Annotated in this window: 25 protein-coding genes; 8 read left to right on the plus strand and 17 right to left on the minus strand. The window is 63.3% G+C overall.

Translation table 11 applies throughout. The features are described from left to right. The 7 genes from DBR20_RS20815 to DBR20_RS20845 form a co-directional block, all read right to left on the minus strand. A partial coding sequence (locus tag DBR20_RS20815; RefSeq protein WP_219927840.1) for a terminase large subunit occupies positions 1 to 1,160 on the minus strand: 1,160 nt, incomplete at its 3' end. After that, the gene (locus DBR20_RS20820) at positions 1,153 to 1,581 is read right to left on the minus strand and encodes a hypothetical protein (RefSeq protein WP_108268165.1); all 429 of its coding nucleotides are present in this window, start codon (positions 1,579 to 1,581) and stop codon (positions 1,153 to 1,155) included. The genes DBR20_RS20820 and DBR20_RS20815, both read right to left, overlap by 8 nt. A gap of 149 nt (positions 1,582 to 1,730) precedes the next feature. Further along, complete coding sequence (locus DBR20_RS23795) at positions 1,731 to 2,090, minus strand: HNH endonuclease (RefSeq protein WP_108268167.1); 360 nt, start codon at positions 2,088 to 2,090, stop codon at positions 1,731 to 1,733. Further along, on the minus strand, positions 2,090 to 2,566 hold the full coding sequence (locus DBR20_RS20830; protein WP_108268169.1) for a lysis system i-spanin subunit Rz: 477 nt from the start codon (positions 2,564 to 2,566) through the stop codon (positions 2,090 to 2,092). The genes DBR20_RS23795 and DBR20_RS20830 overlap by 1 nt, the downstream gene beginning before the upstream one ends. 147 nt (positions 2,567 to 2,713) lie before the next feature. Beyond that, the gene (locus tag DBR20_RS20835; protein WP_010480605.1) at positions 2,714 to 2,929 is read right to left on the minus strand and encodes a hypothetical protein; all 216 of its coding nucleotides are present in this window, start codon (positions 2,927 to 2,929) and stop codon (positions 2,714 to 2,716) included. Beyond that, a complete protein-coding gene (locus DBR20_RS20840; RefSeq protein ID WP_108268171.1) occupies positions 2,926 to 3,252 on the minus strand; it encodes a hypothetical protein in 327 nt (108 codons plus the stop codon). The genes DBR20_RS20835 and DBR20_RS20840 overlap by 4 nt, the downstream gene beginning before the upstream one ends. Further along, complete coding sequence (locus tag DBR20_RS20845; RefSeq protein ID WP_108268173.1) at positions 3,249 to 3,914, minus strand: glycoside hydrolase family 19 protein; 666 nt, start codon at positions 3,912 to 3,914, stop codon at positions 3,249 to 3,251. The genes DBR20_RS20840 and DBR20_RS20845 overlap by 4 nt, the downstream gene beginning before the upstream one ends. A 114-nt stretch (positions 3,915 to 4,028) precedes the next feature. Here DBR20_RS20845 and DBR20_RS20850 point away from each other — a divergent pair, with 114 nt between their 5' ends. After that, positions 4,029 to 4,232, plus strand: a complete 204-nt coding sequence (locus DBR20_RS20850) for a hypothetical protein (RefSeq protein WP_108268175.1) — start codon at positions 4,029 to 4,031, stop codon at positions 4,230 to 4,232. A 1-nt stretch (position 4,233) separates the two neighbouring features. Here DBR20_RS20850 and DBR20_RS20855 read toward each other — a convergent pair whose 3' ends face one another. Next, positions 4,234 to 4,929 (minus strand): hypothetical protein, encoded by a 696-nt coding sequence (locus tag DBR20_RS20855; protein WP_108268177.1) that lies wholly within the window; start codon positions 4,927 to 4,929, stop codon positions 4,234 to 4,236. Next, positions 4,926 to 5,324, minus strand: a complete 399-nt coding sequence (locus DBR20_RS20860) for a hypothetical protein (RefSeq protein WP_108268179.1) — start codon at positions 5,322 to 5,324, stop codon at positions 4,926 to 4,928. Before DBR20_RS20860 ends, DBR20_RS20855 begins: the two co-directional genes overlap by 4 nt. A 179-nt stretch (positions 5,325 to 5,503) precedes the next feature. Between DBR20_RS20860 and DBR20_RS20865 the strand changes: the two genes are divergently transcribed. Further along, positions 5,504 to 6,139, plus strand: coding sequence for a hypothetical protein (locus DBR20_RS20865; protein ID WP_146187073.1), 636 nt, complete (start codon positions 5,504 to 5,506; stop codon positions 6,137 to 6,139). 208 nt (positions 6,140 to 6,347) lie between these two features. Here DBR20_RS20865 and DBR20_RS20870 read toward each other — a convergent pair whose 3' ends face one another. From DBR20_RS20870 to DBR20_RS20900, 6 genes are all read right to left on the minus strand, one after another. Beyond that, positions 6,348 to 6,716, minus strand: a complete 369-nt coding sequence (locus DBR20_RS20870; protein ID WP_108268183.1) for a Ref family recombination enhancement nuclease — start codon at positions 6,714 to 6,716, stop codon at positions 6,348 to 6,350. Continuing rightward, the gene (locus DBR20_RS20875) at positions 6,716 to 6,934 is read right to left on the minus strand and encodes a hypothetical protein (protein WP_108268184.1); all 219 of its coding nucleotides are present in this window, start codon (positions 6,932 to 6,934) and stop codon (positions 6,716 to 6,718) included. The genes DBR20_RS20870 and DBR20_RS20875 overlap by 1 nt, the downstream gene beginning before the upstream one ends. A gap of 189 nt (positions 6,935 to 7,123) precedes the next feature. Further along, positions 7,124 to 7,735, minus strand: a complete 612-nt coding sequence (locus DBR20_RS20885; RefSeq protein ID WP_258223450.1) for a hypothetical protein — start codon at positions 7,733 to 7,735, stop codon at positions 7,124 to 7,126. Further along, positions 7,692 to 8,570, minus strand: coding sequence for a helix-turn-helix domain-containing protein (locus DBR20_RS23595; protein WP_108268187.1), 879 nt, complete (start codon positions 8,568 to 8,570; stop codon positions 7,692 to 7,694). Before DBR20_RS23595 ends, DBR20_RS20885 begins: the two co-directional genes overlap by 44 nt. Before the next feature lies 1 nt (position 8,571). Continuing rightward, positions 8,572 to 8,883 carry a MarR family winged helix-turn-helix transcriptional regulator gene (locus DBR20_RS20895; protein WP_108268188.1) on the minus strand — a complete coding sequence of 104 codons (312 nt, stop codon included), beginning with the start codon at positions 8,881 to 8,883 and terminating at the stop codon, positions 8,572 to 8,574. Next, positions 8,880 to 9,398 (minus strand): hypothetical protein, encoded by a 519-nt coding sequence (locus DBR20_RS20900; protein WP_258223451.1) that lies wholly within the window; start codon positions 9,396 to 9,398, stop codon positions 8,880 to 8,882. Before DBR20_RS20900 ends, DBR20_RS20895 begins: the two co-directional genes overlap by 4 nt. 176 nt (positions 9,399 to 9,574) lie before the next feature. On the opposite strand from DBR20_RS20900, the gene DBR20_RS20905 reads away from it, so the two are divergent. Then, complete coding sequence (locus DBR20_RS20905; RefSeq protein ID WP_108268190.1) at positions 9,575 to 9,832, plus strand: hypothetical protein; 258 nt, start codon at positions 9,575 to 9,577, stop codon at positions 9,830 to 9,832. 197 nt (positions 9,833 to 10,029) lie between these two features. On the opposite strand, the gene DBR20_RS20910 is transcribed toward DBR20_RS20905, so the two are convergent. Then, the gene (locus DBR20_RS20910; protein ID WP_108268192.1) at positions 10,030 to 10,503 is read right to left on the minus strand and encodes a helix-turn-helix domain-containing protein; all 474 of its coding nucleotides are present in this window, start codon (positions 10,501 to 10,503) and stop codon (positions 10,030 to 10,032) included. Between the two features lie 82 nt (positions 10,504 to 10,585). On the opposite strand from DBR20_RS20910, the gene DBR20_RS20915 reads away from it, so the two are divergent. Together DBR20_RS20915 and DBR20_RS20920 are read left to right on the plus strand one after the other, a co-directional pair. Continuing rightward, a complete protein-coding gene (locus tag DBR20_RS20915; RefSeq protein WP_108268194.1) occupies positions 10,586 to 11,248 on the plus strand; it encodes a S24 family peptidase in 663 nt (220 codons plus the stop codon). A gap of 25 nt (positions 11,249 to 11,273) precedes the next feature. Beyond that, positions 11,274 to 12,158, plus strand: coding sequence for a zinc ribbon domain-containing protein (locus DBR20_RS20920; protein ID WP_108268214.1), 885 nt, complete (start codon positions 11,274 to 11,276; stop codon positions 12,156 to 12,158). A 267-nt stretch (positions 12,159 to 12,425) separates the two neighbouring features. On the opposite strand, the gene DBR20_RS20925 is transcribed toward DBR20_RS20920, so the two are convergent. After that, the gene (locus tag DBR20_RS20925) at positions 12,426 to 12,851 is read right to left on the minus strand and encodes a hypothetical protein (protein WP_108268196.1); all 426 of its coding nucleotides are present in this window, start codon (positions 12,849 to 12,851) and stop codon (positions 12,426 to 12,428) included. Positions 12,852 to 13,024: 173 nt separating this feature from the next. Between DBR20_RS20925 and DBR20_RS20930 the strand changes: the two genes are divergently transcribed. Genes DBR20_RS20930 through DBR20_RS20940 form a run of 3 tightly spaced genes read left to right on the plus strand, consistent with a single transcriptional unit; the run spans position 13,025 to position 13,748 of the window. Further along, positions 13,025 to 13,258, plus strand: a complete 234-nt coding sequence (locus DBR20_RS20930; protein WP_108268198.1) for a hypothetical protein — start codon at positions 13,025 to 13,027, stop codon at positions 13,256 to 13,258. Next, on the plus strand, positions 13,255 to 13,494 hold the full coding sequence (locus tag DBR20_RS20935) for a hypothetical protein (RefSeq protein ID WP_108268200.1): 240 nt from the start codon (positions 13,255 to 13,257) through the stop codon (positions 13,492 to 13,494). Before DBR20_RS20930 ends, DBR20_RS20935 begins: the two co-directional genes overlap by 4 nt. Further along, positions 13,491 to 13,748 (plus strand): hypothetical protein, encoded by a 258-nt coding sequence (locus DBR20_RS20940; protein WP_108268202.1) that lies wholly within the window; start codon positions 13,491 to 13,493, stop codon positions 13,746 to 13,748. Before DBR20_RS20935 ends, DBR20_RS20940 begins: the two co-directional genes overlap by 4 nt. Positions 13,749 to 13,783: the final 35 nt, after the last annotated feature.

Raw genomic sequence — 13,783 nt, forward strand, 5'->3', positions numbered from 1 at the left:
TAGTAGATCTCGTCAACCTTCCACACCAGCCGCCAGGAAGTAAGGTCCAGGTTGCTGGCAAGGTCCAGGCCGGCCCAGCAAGGATGGCCGGCGAGCCAGTCCAGATCGACCGCCCCACCGCCCTTCTGCCACTTCGTCAGGTCAACCCAGCCCGTTGCCGAGGAGGCGGGGCGGTTGAGCCGCTTGATTTTGAATTCAGCCAGCTTCGATGGCATCTGCCGCGCTTCGACAGCCTCCTTGCGGATGGCCTTCAGCAAGTGCGGATTGGCGTCCATCAGCGGGTTGGCCTTGGGCCAAGCCGATTCGTCGAACTCGTCGTCGTCATCATCGACGGCGAAGAACACCACTAGGAAGTGATCAGCCGATTCGCCCAGGATGCCCCGCAACACCTGCTTGGCGAACTGTCTGATTTCCCCCCACGGTCCCGGGTTGGTGTATCCCTCGGTCGTGGTGTATAGCCACAGCGGATTGCTCCGGGCACCTGCTGCCGAAGTCAGCACGTTCAACAGGTCCGCCGACTTGTGAGCGTGGATCTCGTCCAGGCCAACATGCGACGGGTTGAGGCCGTCCTGCGTGCTGGCCTTGGAGTTGATCGGCTTGAAGGTGGCCCCCGTCTCCACCCGGCTGATCGCGTTGGCCCAGCATGCAAGCCCGAACGCCTCCTGCAGGTCGGGCGTCTTCTCGGTCATCCGCTTGGCGACGTTGAAGATGATCCGCGCCTGGCTTCCGGTCGTGGCCGCCGAGATGATCTGGGCGCCCTCTTCCTCTTCGCAGCACTGGCAGTAGAGCAGGATGGCCGCGGCCAAAGTCGACTTGGCGTTCTTGCGGGCCACCGCAAACAATGCCGACGTGAAACGCCGGCTGCCGTCGACGTTGCGGAACCCGAACAGCTGCACCACAAAAAACACGTGGGACCGGTGCAGCTCGATCTCCGTCCGCGCCCACTTCCCCTCAACGTGCGGCAACTTCTCGATGAAGTCGCATGGGTCGCACGCGTGCCACTCGTCGAACAGGAACGGGGGGCGCTTCCGCTTGGCTCGCTTGAGGTCCGCGAGGAACCGCTTGCCGGCCAGCCGAATCCACTTTCCGAACTTCTTGCCCTTCTTGTCGGCTACCGCCTCTTCGGCATATGCCGTGGCGATACCAACGTAATCACGCACGGGTCTTCCGCTTCGCACCGTTGTTGGCGAAGGCGTTCCCGGTCTTCTCGCCATCGCCAGCCGGCCTCACCTTGCCTTGGGCAACCGGGGTCAGGCCGAAGTCGTTCATCAGACCGCGCAGCTGCGACACCATCGACGCGACCGGGGCCAGGCCGGCGGCATAGAGCTGCACGGTATTCCCGTGCAATGCGCACAGCTGGCCGAAGGCGGACAGGCCAGCTTCGGTCAGCAGCTTGTTCGCGTGCAGGATCGGCGCGAGGCGGTCCCATTCCTTGATGGCGTGAGCATTCGGCAGCCAGTCCGGTGCAGGCGGTACGTCGGACACGAGCGGCAATTCAGCGGCCGGCGCCGGCCGCGAGCGGTCAGGGCGATCCGTGCCGGCCACCACTTTCAGCGATGTCGGTTTACGGGGGTTCGCCATGTTCGTTCCGAGGGCGGCATGTTCACCGCGAAAAAATGGTTTTTCTCAACTGACGGTGCAAATAAACACTTGGGCGCACGGTCAGGAAGGCGAACCATCCCAACTTTTGACCCACCCCTCTTAACCTTTTTTTAACATCTTATTCACAATCACTTTCGACGAGAATCATTCTCATTCACACCTACGCGCCAGTTCCCGAATCCGCCGTCCTCGGTAGCCGTCTTCCGGTCGTGGCAGGGCTTGCAGAGGGGCTGCCAGTTGTCGGTGTCCCAGAACAGCGCCTGGCTGCCCTTGTGCGGCGTGATGTGATCGACCACGGTCGCGACCGTCACATGGCCACTGCGCTCGCACTCGGCACAAAGCGGCCGGCGCATCAGGAACGTGGCCCGAGCTCGCTGCCAACGTGAGCCGTAGCCCCGCTCAGCGGTTGTCTTCCTGACGGCCTCGCGCGGGACGTGTACTGCCGCCTGTCGTGGCATGGCGTTGTGCTTCGGCGCGCGACGCGGCATCAGCTGGGATCGACGCTTCGGTCTGCTGCAATGACGGCTTGGCAGGCACGGACGTGGTCGTCTGCGTCTCGGCCGACTTGAACAACAGCTCCCGCAACCTCTGCTCGTAGTTCGGCGTGCGCATCACGTTCGATGGTGCCGGCGACAGTTTTGGACAGGAGGCTGGTGCTGCAGGTGGCGAGGTCGTCGCGCAGCTGGAGGTTGCCAGTACGCAGGTCACCCACAACAGCAGCAGGGACGGCCTCGGCCGCAGTCCGATCTTCTTCATGCTTGGCTCCGATGGTGGCCAGCGCCTCGGCCTGGTTGTGCTCAGTGGCACGGGTCTGATTCACCTGCAGCACCTGGGCGGCACTGGCGCTGGCCTGCTGCCGGGCTTCCACGCCCTCGGCACGATCGCCGCGCCACGCCCAGCCAGCACCGAACATGCCGGACGACCAGACCACGAAAGCCAGTACCGCGATCAGTGTCCGGTTCATGCCTTTATCCGATGAGCGTTGACAATGATCGGCCCGACCTCGACCACGCGCTGATAGTCCCCGTAACCAATCCGGCGCAATCCCCATGCCCGATGAATGCCCACGCTCATCTGCCAGCCGAATGCAGTGAATCTGAAGAGGTGCATATCAGGCTCCAGGACCCTTGCGGGTCATGCCGAAGAAGTAGCCGATGACCATGCCGGTGGCGTTGTTCAATCCGCCGATCAGCATGCCGAACGAGTCCTTGTTCTCCGGCGGAATGGCGACCGCAATCAGCGCAGCCATAGCCATACCCACAAGGAACAGCACCAGCACCGCGATGCCAACTCGCGCAGCGCCCACGTTTCGGGTTGCGAAGGTCATGCGGCACCTGCCAGTGAATGGATTTCTTCCAGCGCCCAGTGATAGAGCTGCTGGTCGACGATGGTCACGCGGGTGAGGCGCTTGCCGCGAACTTCCTTGATCGCAACCTGTGTGGACTGCTGAACCGCCAACAACACGAATGCGATGCGCTGCTTGGTCGGGTCTGGCTCCTGCAGCACCGCCAGCGCGTCGCTCACCATCTCGCGAATGGCGGTCAGCAGCTCAGCTGTCGGGTTCTTGGCCTTCCGGCTTTCCAGCACCACCAGAACGCCCTGCAGCTGGCTGACCGGCGAAAGCCTGGCGGGCTTCTTCTTCGCCGTCATGCGGCCAGCGCCTTCAGCGCGCGCGCATATCGCGCGCGACGGTCCGCTGCGCCGGTCTGTCCACCATTGACCCTTTCGGTGATGTCATCGAAGCGGCCCGCGTCCGCCGGCTTGTTCAGAGACCGAGCATCCCAGAAGGCGCCCGCTGCCAGCGCGCCCCACTTGGGCTGCTCCAGCGCCTCGGGTTGGGCCTCGAAGTCGGGGACGCCTTTGATGCCCTTGGCACGCAGTTCATCCCGGATCGCGGCATAGTTCGCACGTCCGGTGTTCTGGATCGGACCGCGACCACGGTAGCGGTAGCCATCGCCACTGGCCTCGGAACCATTGCCGAGCCGGTTGGCGTACGCGTTGTTGCCGATCGCGACCGGCTTCCGCTCCAGCGCGCGGGCCAGGTCGTTCGGCTTCCTCGGCTTGGCCTTGGGGTCAACGGCGTAGCGGTTGGGCCAGGTGTCGGCCATGCCCTGCGCGCCGTAGTTCAGGTTCTCGACAATCCGGGTCAGGCCGCCAGACTCATGCCCCACCTGCGCCAGGAATGCGGCTACCCGCTTCGGCGTGCTGATACCGAACGCCGTGCAGGCGTCGGTCAATGGCTGGGCCCACTGGGCGGCAACGGCGGCACTGCAGCCAACCGCCTGCTGGATTGTCGAGGCGGTCAGGATCATGACGGGTCCAGAATCAAAAAGCCCGGCTCAGTGGCCGGGCATGGTCGCGTGCGATGGTAGAAATTTACTGGTAAAAGTGCGGAGGTGTCACCTCCGCACCCATAAAGGATTGAAATGATCGAAATCAACGGACAGTTTGAGGTTCGTCCCGACCACATATCCGGCGTCGGCAAGCTGTTCAGAACACCCAACCGCCTTGGAGTTCAGTCTTTCGAGATATACCTCATTGGCGGCCAGACCCTGACGGTCTCGGCTCCAGAAGGGGCCGTGGAAATTGTCAGGGGCGCCGTCGTGCAGGCAGTGCACGACCTTCCGTGATCTAAGCGGCTTGGCTGAGCGCTGCCCGCATATGCCAAGCCGCCTCCTGCTCCGCCTCGGTCATCCTCGATAGCAACCATTCGAATACAGGCTTCCACGTCCGCCTGTAGGCCGCCTCATCGCGGCCAATGGCAGCAGCTCGGCGGCGGTCGCTGACCGCTCCGAGCCCTGCTCCACCACACACCTTGCACGTCATCAGCAGCTCGCCCGACATCGTCTGACCCCGCCCCTCGCAGCTCGCGCAGTGCGGTCGGTGCGCGATCTCGCTGATCACCGCCATGGCCAGCGTCGGCAGCGACTCCAGGGTGCTAATTGGCCAGCACTGCGCCTTCACCCTGCCCAACCGCTGCTGGGCCGCATCACGGTTCGCCCGCTGCTCCGCCGTCGCCGCGCCGCCCCAGCCCATGCAGACCTCCGCCAGACCGAGATCCGTGCGCGCCTCCGCCAGACGACGCTGCTGGCGCTGCAGCTCCGGCGTCACCAACGCGATCACCGCATCCCGCAGCTTGTGCCGGCGCAGCACAGCGCCATCCGGCCACCAGCACGCCTCCAGCAGCTCCCGGCCCAGACCCGCAGGCACCATCCCGAGCGCCGCCGCAATGTCCTGGTTCGTCAGGCCCGGCTTCCCGCCGCCCCGGCCGATATCGAACTTGACCGTGGTCGGCCCCAGCCGTCCCATCGCCTCACGTGGATTCATGCCTCTTCCCCTGTCGTTGGGTGGCAGGCCGCTCCCGGCCCGCCCGTAATTCGCACCACCACCTGGCCACCCGGCCGCCGCTCCTCCTTCACGAACAGGTGACCTTGGAACAGCCGGTCATCAATCCCCAGAAGCTGGGCAATTCCGTCCCGGTATGGTTTGCAGCGGCCGACCATGTTGTCGTCGTCAGGCAGCTTCTTGCCCGGTGCTTGGTAGCAGTCGATCCACAGGTGAAGCCGCCCCGGCGGCAGCACCAGGCCGCGCCAGCCCGCCTCGTTCGCCAGCACTGCTGCCGTCTGCCGGGCCAGCTTCGTAGCCCGGGCCTTTACCCGGAAGTGCACGCGGGCGTTCGGCGACAGATCCTTGCTCGGCCACGGAAGCACCAATTCCAACATCTGGTTACCGCTCACAGGCAGCCCCCAGCTGGTCCGGCGCGGGTCACAATCCTACGACCCTGCAATTTGGCTAGCGAAAAGCATCGGTAGTACAGCGCAGCACAACGATGCCACGGCATTTGCAGCGCATCTGTCACGACCTCCACTACAATCCTCCGGTCAATAGTGAGGGACATGGCGTGGCCGATCCGGGAATCTACTGTTTTGCTGGAGCGAAAGGGCTCTGCATGACTCAAAGTGAGTGGGCCGCATGGACACAGGCAGCGCTCACGTGCATTACGTTTACGGTCGCGCTTGTGAAGCAGCATCACACCGATCAGCGCGCGGCTCGGCAGAAGCAAGAATCGGATGCTGCCCTGATGGCTGAAAAAATTAGAGCTGCCGATGAGCGCAGAGCACAGGCTGAGAGCCTGCTTAATAAAGAGCGCGCAGAGACCCTTCTTCAAGCCAGAGCAACTGCGATTTTTATACGCCCTGAACTCGGAAACTTTGCAGCGGTGTTGGAATCGATCATAGAGCACGGACCGGCAGACTCCCCGGCTGAACAGTTCAACCTCGTTGTTCCCTATCTTGCGATCCGCCATCGCTCGCTCGAAGCGCTTCAGATACCAGAGGCAACTGATGCGCTGTTGAACGTTGCAAATGAGGCGCACGCGTTGCACAACTATCTGGATGCCTGCAAAGAGGCCGAGCTGTTCGGGCCCACTGAATACAAATTCGTTGACGATCTTGCCAAAAATGCCCTGCCGCAGGTTGAGGAAGCCCTCGTAGCTGTCAAGGCCATCGCCGAAGGTCGAGCGGCTCCTCAGAACTGATAATCTTTTCATGATGGCCGCTCCCAATTGGCCGTCAGACGCTGCACTTGCCCGCCCCGCGCCCGGAACTGCTTCACCGTCTCGGCCGAGCCGCGAGCGCTCGTGCCGGTCTTCACTCGCTTGGGGCGGGCGACCGTGTTGTGGTCCATCCGCCGCTCGCGTGGCGCAACTTGAGGGTTCAACCTCGGTGCCAGTTTCTTCGTTGTCTTCATGCTGCCGCCCTCAGTTCGTTGATGTAGGTCTGGTTTGCAATCAGCTCGTCGTCGGAGCCGTACGTCTCGTGGAAGGTCCGCGAGCCATCCATCAGGCTCGGGCCGTAGATCTGCCGCATCGATGCGAAGGTGTTCCCCTCCATCGGTATGCGGCGGTGGTGCCATACACAGAGCGCGAAGCCGAAGAAGTGGCCGCGCCGCCGGTTGCCGCTCTTGGCGTGGTTGTAGTCGCAGCCGTAAACCACCAGCTCCGGCTCCAGTAGTTGTTTCTCCAGGAGCGCCAGGCAAGCCATGCACGGACCTGTCTTTGCCAGCTCGATCCGGATGGACTCTTCCTTCGTCGGCGGCGGTGCCTTCGACCACATCAGCGCGCGCCCTGATCGGCCAGCCGCCAGCCGTGCTGCCAGGCTTCCGCCCTCTCGCTCAGCGGCCCCGCCCTGCGGTTGGCGCCGTCCTCGGTCTCGCAGTCGATCCACACCAGGTGCGGGTTGTCGCTCAGGCGCTGTCCGTTGAGCCGCGCCGAATACCCGGCATTGATCTCCTTGGCGAACCTGCTCCGCGTCGTGTAGCTGGTGAAGTCCATCAGCGCTTCTTCCTCATCGTGGTGCGGCGTGCCGCGCTCAGTTCTTGATCCCGCCTGTCCCATCCGGCCTGCCAGCGCCGCCGGCGCCTGACGCCGTCCTGGCCCATCTCGTACCGCGGCGCCGACTCCCGATCCCGGCAGGCGTCCCGCGCCCAGCCACCGGCCTGCTCGGCCTGGCCCAGTTCCGCTTCAGTCACCATCGAAATTCAGTTCGGCAGCGGCTCGCTCCATCGCAGCGCGCGCCGACTCGCGATCGCGGACAGGCCGAACGCCGTGCTTCTCCTGTTCGATTGCCAGCACCGGCTTCGGCACAGGCTTACCGTCCACCACATGGCGCACCGCGCGTTCGTAGGCCTCGCTCAGCATCTGGCGCTGCTGGAATCCGTTCTCTGCGGTGGCGTAGACGTGGAGGTCCAGCAGCGAGCGCACCAGCACCGTGAAGCCACTCTGCGGGCGCCCCGGCGCCATCTCTCGCTCCACAGCGGTCATGACCGGAATGTCCAAGCACATCGCCAAGAACCGGCCCGGATTCGGCGGCCACTCCCTGCCCTCGCTCAAGCAGCAGGCCATGCCCCGCGCATGCAGCGCGCGGCTCCGCCCCTTGAGCACCTGAAACCATGTGTTGCCGGCGATAGTCAGGACGCCCGTCTTGTTCACCGGCGCCACGCCGTTCTGGCGCTCCCAGGCGCCCGGGAACATCGAGCCCATCTGCTTCCAGAACGTGAACAGGTAGTCGCCAATCTCCTCGTTGAGGGGCTCAGCGGACGACGCTGAAATCTCCGTCGATGACCTCTCCGGCATCGCCGCCAGACCCGCCACCACCGCCTTGGCCGCGTCGACCGGCGAGGAACTGCTGGTGGAGTTGATCGGTGCGGCCGGCAGAACCGACGTGATGGCTTGCATTGGAACCTCCAGTGGTTCGGGAGTTGGTCGGCAGGTCGCGCTCCAGCCATGCGGCTTCGAAGCCCTGCCAATTGCGGGTGCAGCACTTCGCCAGGCACTGATCGACGGTGAAGCCCATGGCCCCGGCCAAATGCAGCTCACGGCCGAAGCTCTCCAGCACCGTCGGCGTGACTGGGGCACGGCGCTGGCGGCGGAGGTGGAGCCAGTCACCGAGGACCTGCGGCGAGGGCGGGTTGGGCCAGGTCGAGAAATCGAGATCCACCGCAGCGACGGCGGGCGCGCTTGCGCGCTGCTTTCTGCTCTTAGGTTCTCTTCCTGGTTTAATTCCTGGTTCCTGTGCACGTGGTTCACTACCCCCGTGCACGTCGTTCACCACCGGGTGAACCTGATTCACTACGGGGTGGTGAACGTCGTTCACTACCAAATAGGGGTCATCCTCTGGCGCCTTGGGTGCCGCCTGGATGCCAAAGTGGAAGTTGAGGCGGTACTGGTTGGGCAGCCGGAGGTTGTCTTTGGCGCGAGGCAGAACCGTGATGTAGCCGGCCTGGGCCAGCTTGCCGATCTGATCGATCACGGAGCGGCGAGTCAGGCTGCAGTCTTCGGCCAGCGTGTCGTGACTCGGCCTGCACTGCCCCGTGTCTTTGTTGTGGCGCTCGGCCAGCATCAGGAGAACCAGCTTCTGAGTGCTGGATACCTTCTGACGCGCTGCCCAAGCGAAGGCTTCGAAACTCATCTCAGACCGCCAGCATCAGATTTTCGCCCGGCGCTACTGGCCACCAGGTGCATGCGCTTCGGCCGCTGACTTCGCACGGCTTCTTAGGCCCGCGCCAGACAAGCTCGGCCTCCTGCAGCTCGGGCAACCGGCGCGCGAGCATGTAGCGGTCAAGCGTGGAGCACTGCGCCAGTTCGTTGCTGGTCAGGCCCGGAGATTTCCTCACAGCAGCGAGAGCAACCGCCTGCTGGTCCGCTTGCAGGCCACTGTTGACCACATGGCGTGCAGCCTCATGGCTGGTGCTGGGATCGCTGGAACGGGCGGGATGATTCACCGCGCAACCCTCCCCTTCTTGCGCGCTGCAGCTGCGCGCGCGACGTTGCGCTCCAGGCGGTGCGCCATCGTGCGCATGGCGCGCACTTCGCTCACCATCAACTCCGCTTCGTCGCTGTCGATGTTGCCGTCGGACATTGCATCCAATGCAGTGCCGGACAGGCGACCAACGCGCGTGGTGATCTCCAGCAGCTTTGTCTGGATAGCGCCGATCTCATCCACCCAGCCGCCTTCCGGCGGCGGCGGCACAGCGTCTACCGCCATGCCGAACTGGCCTGCCAAGGCCTGCATCCATTCCAGCGCGTACGCAGAACCTCCCGCCTTCTCTTGCATCCACTCCGTCAACAACTCGGCGTGCTCAATCGTCAGCGACTCACCTTCGAGGCCGCGCAGCTTCGCGCGCAGCGTCTCCGGGTGCATCGACTTGCCGCGGCGGTCGGCCAGGTAGGCAGCTGCATCGGCCACACCGCCGGGCGTCTTGCGCACGGAGTTGTAGAGCACGTCCAGCCAGTTCAAAGAGGAGGTTCGGCAAGTCATGGGTCACCTTGGGGAGACAGGTGTTTCAAGGTTTTTCGGTGCATTGCGGCGGCGCATCATGTGCGCCATGGACATCAACAACTCACGGACGACGGGCGTCGCCCTCCTTGCGCTACGCTGGCGTTTCCACACGAACAGCCCGCAAGGAGGGCGACATGGAACTCAAGGACAACCCGGCTTTCGCCGACCTGTTCGCACAGGTACAAGTGCTGGAGATGGTCTGTATGGCTGCCATCAGGGCGCACCCAGAGCCGGAGAAACTTCTTTACGAAATGGAGCAGCAGTTGGGACTGCTTCGCTCACTGAGCTCGACAAGGGCGACAGATCTGATGGGCCGCATTGCCCACACGAAGTTCGATCAGAAGGCTCAGGGATGGATGGACTACGCTCGGAGCGTGCTGCCACAGGACTGAGAAAACTGTCCAAGTTGGACTCGATCATCCTTCGGGCGAGTTCGTCAGATCGGCTGCGATTCGCATGCCAAAGCCTGGTGGCTTCTCGCATACCGGCATTGATTCGCTCCGCCTGCCTCACTTCCTCTTCGGAAGGCTTGGCCAGCCAATCGCGCAGCCACAGGCGGGGATTCCACTTATCGGACAGCGCGCGCATGTCAGGCGGCCTCCACGTTGATGATTCGGTCAGCGTCCGGGTCGCTCGGCGCGCCCTCGGCGGCCGGCTGCTCTTCCTGGACACCCAGCAGCCTCAACACCTGCGGCAGCGCCGGGATGCCCTGCTCTTCCGGCCAGGCCTCTACCTGCTCAACTGGCAGCCTCAGCAGCTTCGCCAGCGGCGCGTCGGTCTTGAATCCGAACTTCGCCCGCAGCGCGCGCTTGCTCATGCGGCTGTCCACGGGCGAACCGGTGAGCGCACGCACCGTGGAAACTTCGGCGGCGCCGAAGACGTCAGGACGCAGCTCGTGGCGCGACACCCCGGTAGCCGCTTCAATGGCAAGCACGTGACGGGGGGGCACAGGCCGGTTTCCGCTGACCCATTGATTCACGGCCTGCGGGGTCACTCCCAAAAGGCGGGCGATCCCTGCCTGCCCGGCTCCCAACTTCTCGACGGCGATGGCGATAGCGTTCATACCGCCAACTTAAGCATTACTTTAGTTTGAGGTCAAGCATTGCTTTCTTACAATCGCGGTTTCGGGCAGGGACAATCAAGCAATGCTTGACAATTCCGCCATGGCGGCCGCCATTAGATCGGCCATTGAAGACTCCAAGCTGACGCAGAAAGGCATCGCCGATGCTTTTGGCGTCACCGAGCAGGCTGTTTCCGGCTGGCTACGCACCGGCAAAGTCGACAAACGAAAGCTGCCGAAGCTCGCCCAGCTCACCGGCAAGCCCCTCTCCCATTTCGGAATGGGCTCGGCAAGTGAGTCCGTCTCTACCCCTGCGACCAGCCACAGCTATGTTCGCGTCCAGCAACTGGATGGAGAGGTCGACATGGGAGACGGGCGTATCAACGATGATTTTCCGGACATCGTCCGAGCGATGGACTTCGCGCCTACATACATCCGGTCAATCGTAGGATTCGTGCCTCCGCCGGGGCGTCTCGTGCTCGTAACTGGCCGTGGCGATTCCATGATCCCGGTCATCAACCCGGGTGAGTCGCTGATGGTCGATACGGGAGTCACGGCCTTTGACGGCGACGGAATCTACCTTCTCAACACCGGTAACGGCCAGCAGGTAAAGGCACTCCAGGACCGTGGGGATGCGGTTTACGTCGTTAGTGCCAACACCACTCTCTACCCTGCGTTCCCGATGCCGAGAAACACTGTGATCGGCGGGAAGGTGTATCTGCGCAACAGGATTGATCGCTTCAACTAACGGACTAGGGATACAGGGGGATTTGATGGCATTGATTTCTTGTGTGGAATGCGGTCGCCAAGTTAGCGACCAGGCCGAGGCATGCCCGAATTGCGGTCATCCCGTTCGGCCAGAACAACCGACACCACCCCCGATCCCTGACGTTCCGGCCGCGGCTGGTGGATGGAAGCGCGGAGCTACAGGCTGTGCAGTAGTTGTCGCGTTCGTCGTGATACTTGCAGTGGTCGCATCATGCCTTCCCTCTGCCAATCGGGCCGGGTCCGCTTCGACATCGGGATCATCCGCGCCGCTCAAGGAAACGCAAGATGAAAGGCGCTCGCGGCTCCTGGCTGAGGCAAAAGACGAAACGCGGTATCCCTCTTCCAGACTGATCACAGCTCAAGAACTTGCCAGGGATTTCCCGGACACCGAAGAGGGGAAATTTGCATCTGGACTGGTGCCGCGACTCCAAGAAGAAGCCCGTAAGGCCAACCTTGGGAAGCAGTGGCATTATTTGTCCAGCAACGACCCAATGACGAGCAAGGCATCCCTCGGTGCGGTAGTCCTTAGTAGCAACACCCATGAGTTTGCCCCGCCCTACTCCAAGCCTCAGAACGCGACCCTGACGCTGCGAAAGCATCCTCAGCACGGGAGCGATGTGATCCTGGGTATTGAGCGGGGTCAGTTGCTTTGTACCAGCTACTCCGGTTGCGAGGTTTTGGTTCGCTTCGGCGAGTCGGAAGCAAAAACGTACAAGGCCTACGGACCCGACGACAACTCCAGTCAATCCCTCTTCATCCAAGGCTATGCAGACTTTCTGCGGAGGATGCAGGCCGTGGATACCGTCAGGGTTCAAGCTGGCGTTTATCAGGAAGGATTGCCTACTTGGGAGTTTGACGTCAGTGGTTTCAACCCTGACAAGATGAAGTAGTTCCCCGCGCACTAGAGCCCCGCAAGTCGGGGCTATTTTTACGCAGCTCGCTAAAGCATCGCTTGACATTGCACTAAAGCAGCGCTTTACTAAAGCCGTCACCCCAGTAACAGCCCATCCGGGCCGGGGCACGGAGAATCCAGCATGTCCCCGCTCACCATGGAACACGCAGCGCTCATCCAGCACGCAGCACTCGGCCTCGCCCTTCTGAGCGTTGCGCTAAACGTGTGGGTGCTGCTGCGGCTCAACCGCGACACGACGGTGACGCTATTTTTTCCGTGTGCGGAGTCGCGTAACGGCGGTCACACCGCAGACGGTCGTCACCAGGCCGTGGGTGTACCCCTCGGCCTGAAGCTGCCCGAGCACGTCAGGGCTGTGCGACATGGTGATGGAGGTTCGGGGCTCAAGCCTGTGGGGGAGCCTGGTGATTCTCAGGTAGTCATCCGTGATGACGAGCTTTTCCCGAGCGCGACGGCCTCTCTTAAAGGCGACCTCGCGAATCGTCACGGCAATGTAGCCGGTGTTGACCGCCTCTATTCCGCCGATCCACTCGTCCCGCTGGATGACGTACATCGTCGTGTACCGGATCTTGAGCCGAACCGTGTCCTTCCGGATAAGCCAGACAGCGTTGAACACGCCGAGCGTAGCGCCCAGCACCGCAATCCCTAGCGTCAGCCAGTTCGTCCATTCCATGGCCGAAGCATAGCCGTGGAAGCCCGAAACGCGAATACCTCCCGGAGAACTCCATGCAGCGCCGCAAACGGCCCCTGTGGGCACTGATCATCACCATCTACGCCCTCGGCGCCCTCGCCGTCGGCGCAGGCATCGGCTTCGGCCAGCGCCTGTTCGGGCAGGAGTGCTGAGCCATGGTCGCGCTCACCACCACCACCCGAGGCGCTGCCAGCGTCGATACCCGTCCCCGGGCCAAGACCGTCGTTGTCCAGGTCGGCACCGCGCTGCTGACCATGACCCCGGCTGAAGCGCGCGAGCTGGCCGAGCATCTGGCCGCCGGTGCCGACGCGATCGACGAAGGCGCAACGGAAGGCGTCACGTTATCCCCTCGCAAGCCGCTGGAACACCAGCAGGGCGTGGCCGCATGAGCGCCGTAATCCTGCAGTTTCCCACCCGCCGCGTGCGCGCCGCTGCCGTGGCGCAGGCCGTGCGCCTGGCCGCCATCCGCTTGGGCTTCCACCCGCGCAACGCCGACTTCGCTGCCATCATCGCCCGCCGCGACTTCCTCGAAGGCCGCTGCAGCGCCGCACGCGCCATCAGCGACATGGTCGACGCCCTCAGCACCGCCATGCGGATGATGCGCGCCAAAGGCGGTGCTGCATGAGCGCCACTGTCGATCTGCGGGAGGCAATGGACGCCCTCTGCGAAACGGCGGCGTCCGGTGACCCGGCCGAGTATCGCAAGGTCAACTCGCTGCGCTATGCAGTCACCGAACTGATCGGCGCGGCAGAAACCCTCGCCAAGCTTGCAGACGACGCAAGTACAGAAGGTCGCTTTGCCGACGGCATCGGCGACGAGCTCGACGCGCTGGAGGCAGTCCAAGCCGCTCTCGCCCGCGTCAAAGGCGGTGCCGCATGACCGATACCGACTTCTTCGCCGCCATGGCCGTCGGC

The organism is Stenotrophomonas sp. HMWF023 (genome assembly GCF_003060985.1).
Classification (GTDB): Bacteria; Pseudomonadota; Gammaproteobacteria; order Xanthomonadales; family Xanthomonadaceae; genus Stenotrophomonas; species Stenotrophomonas lactitubi.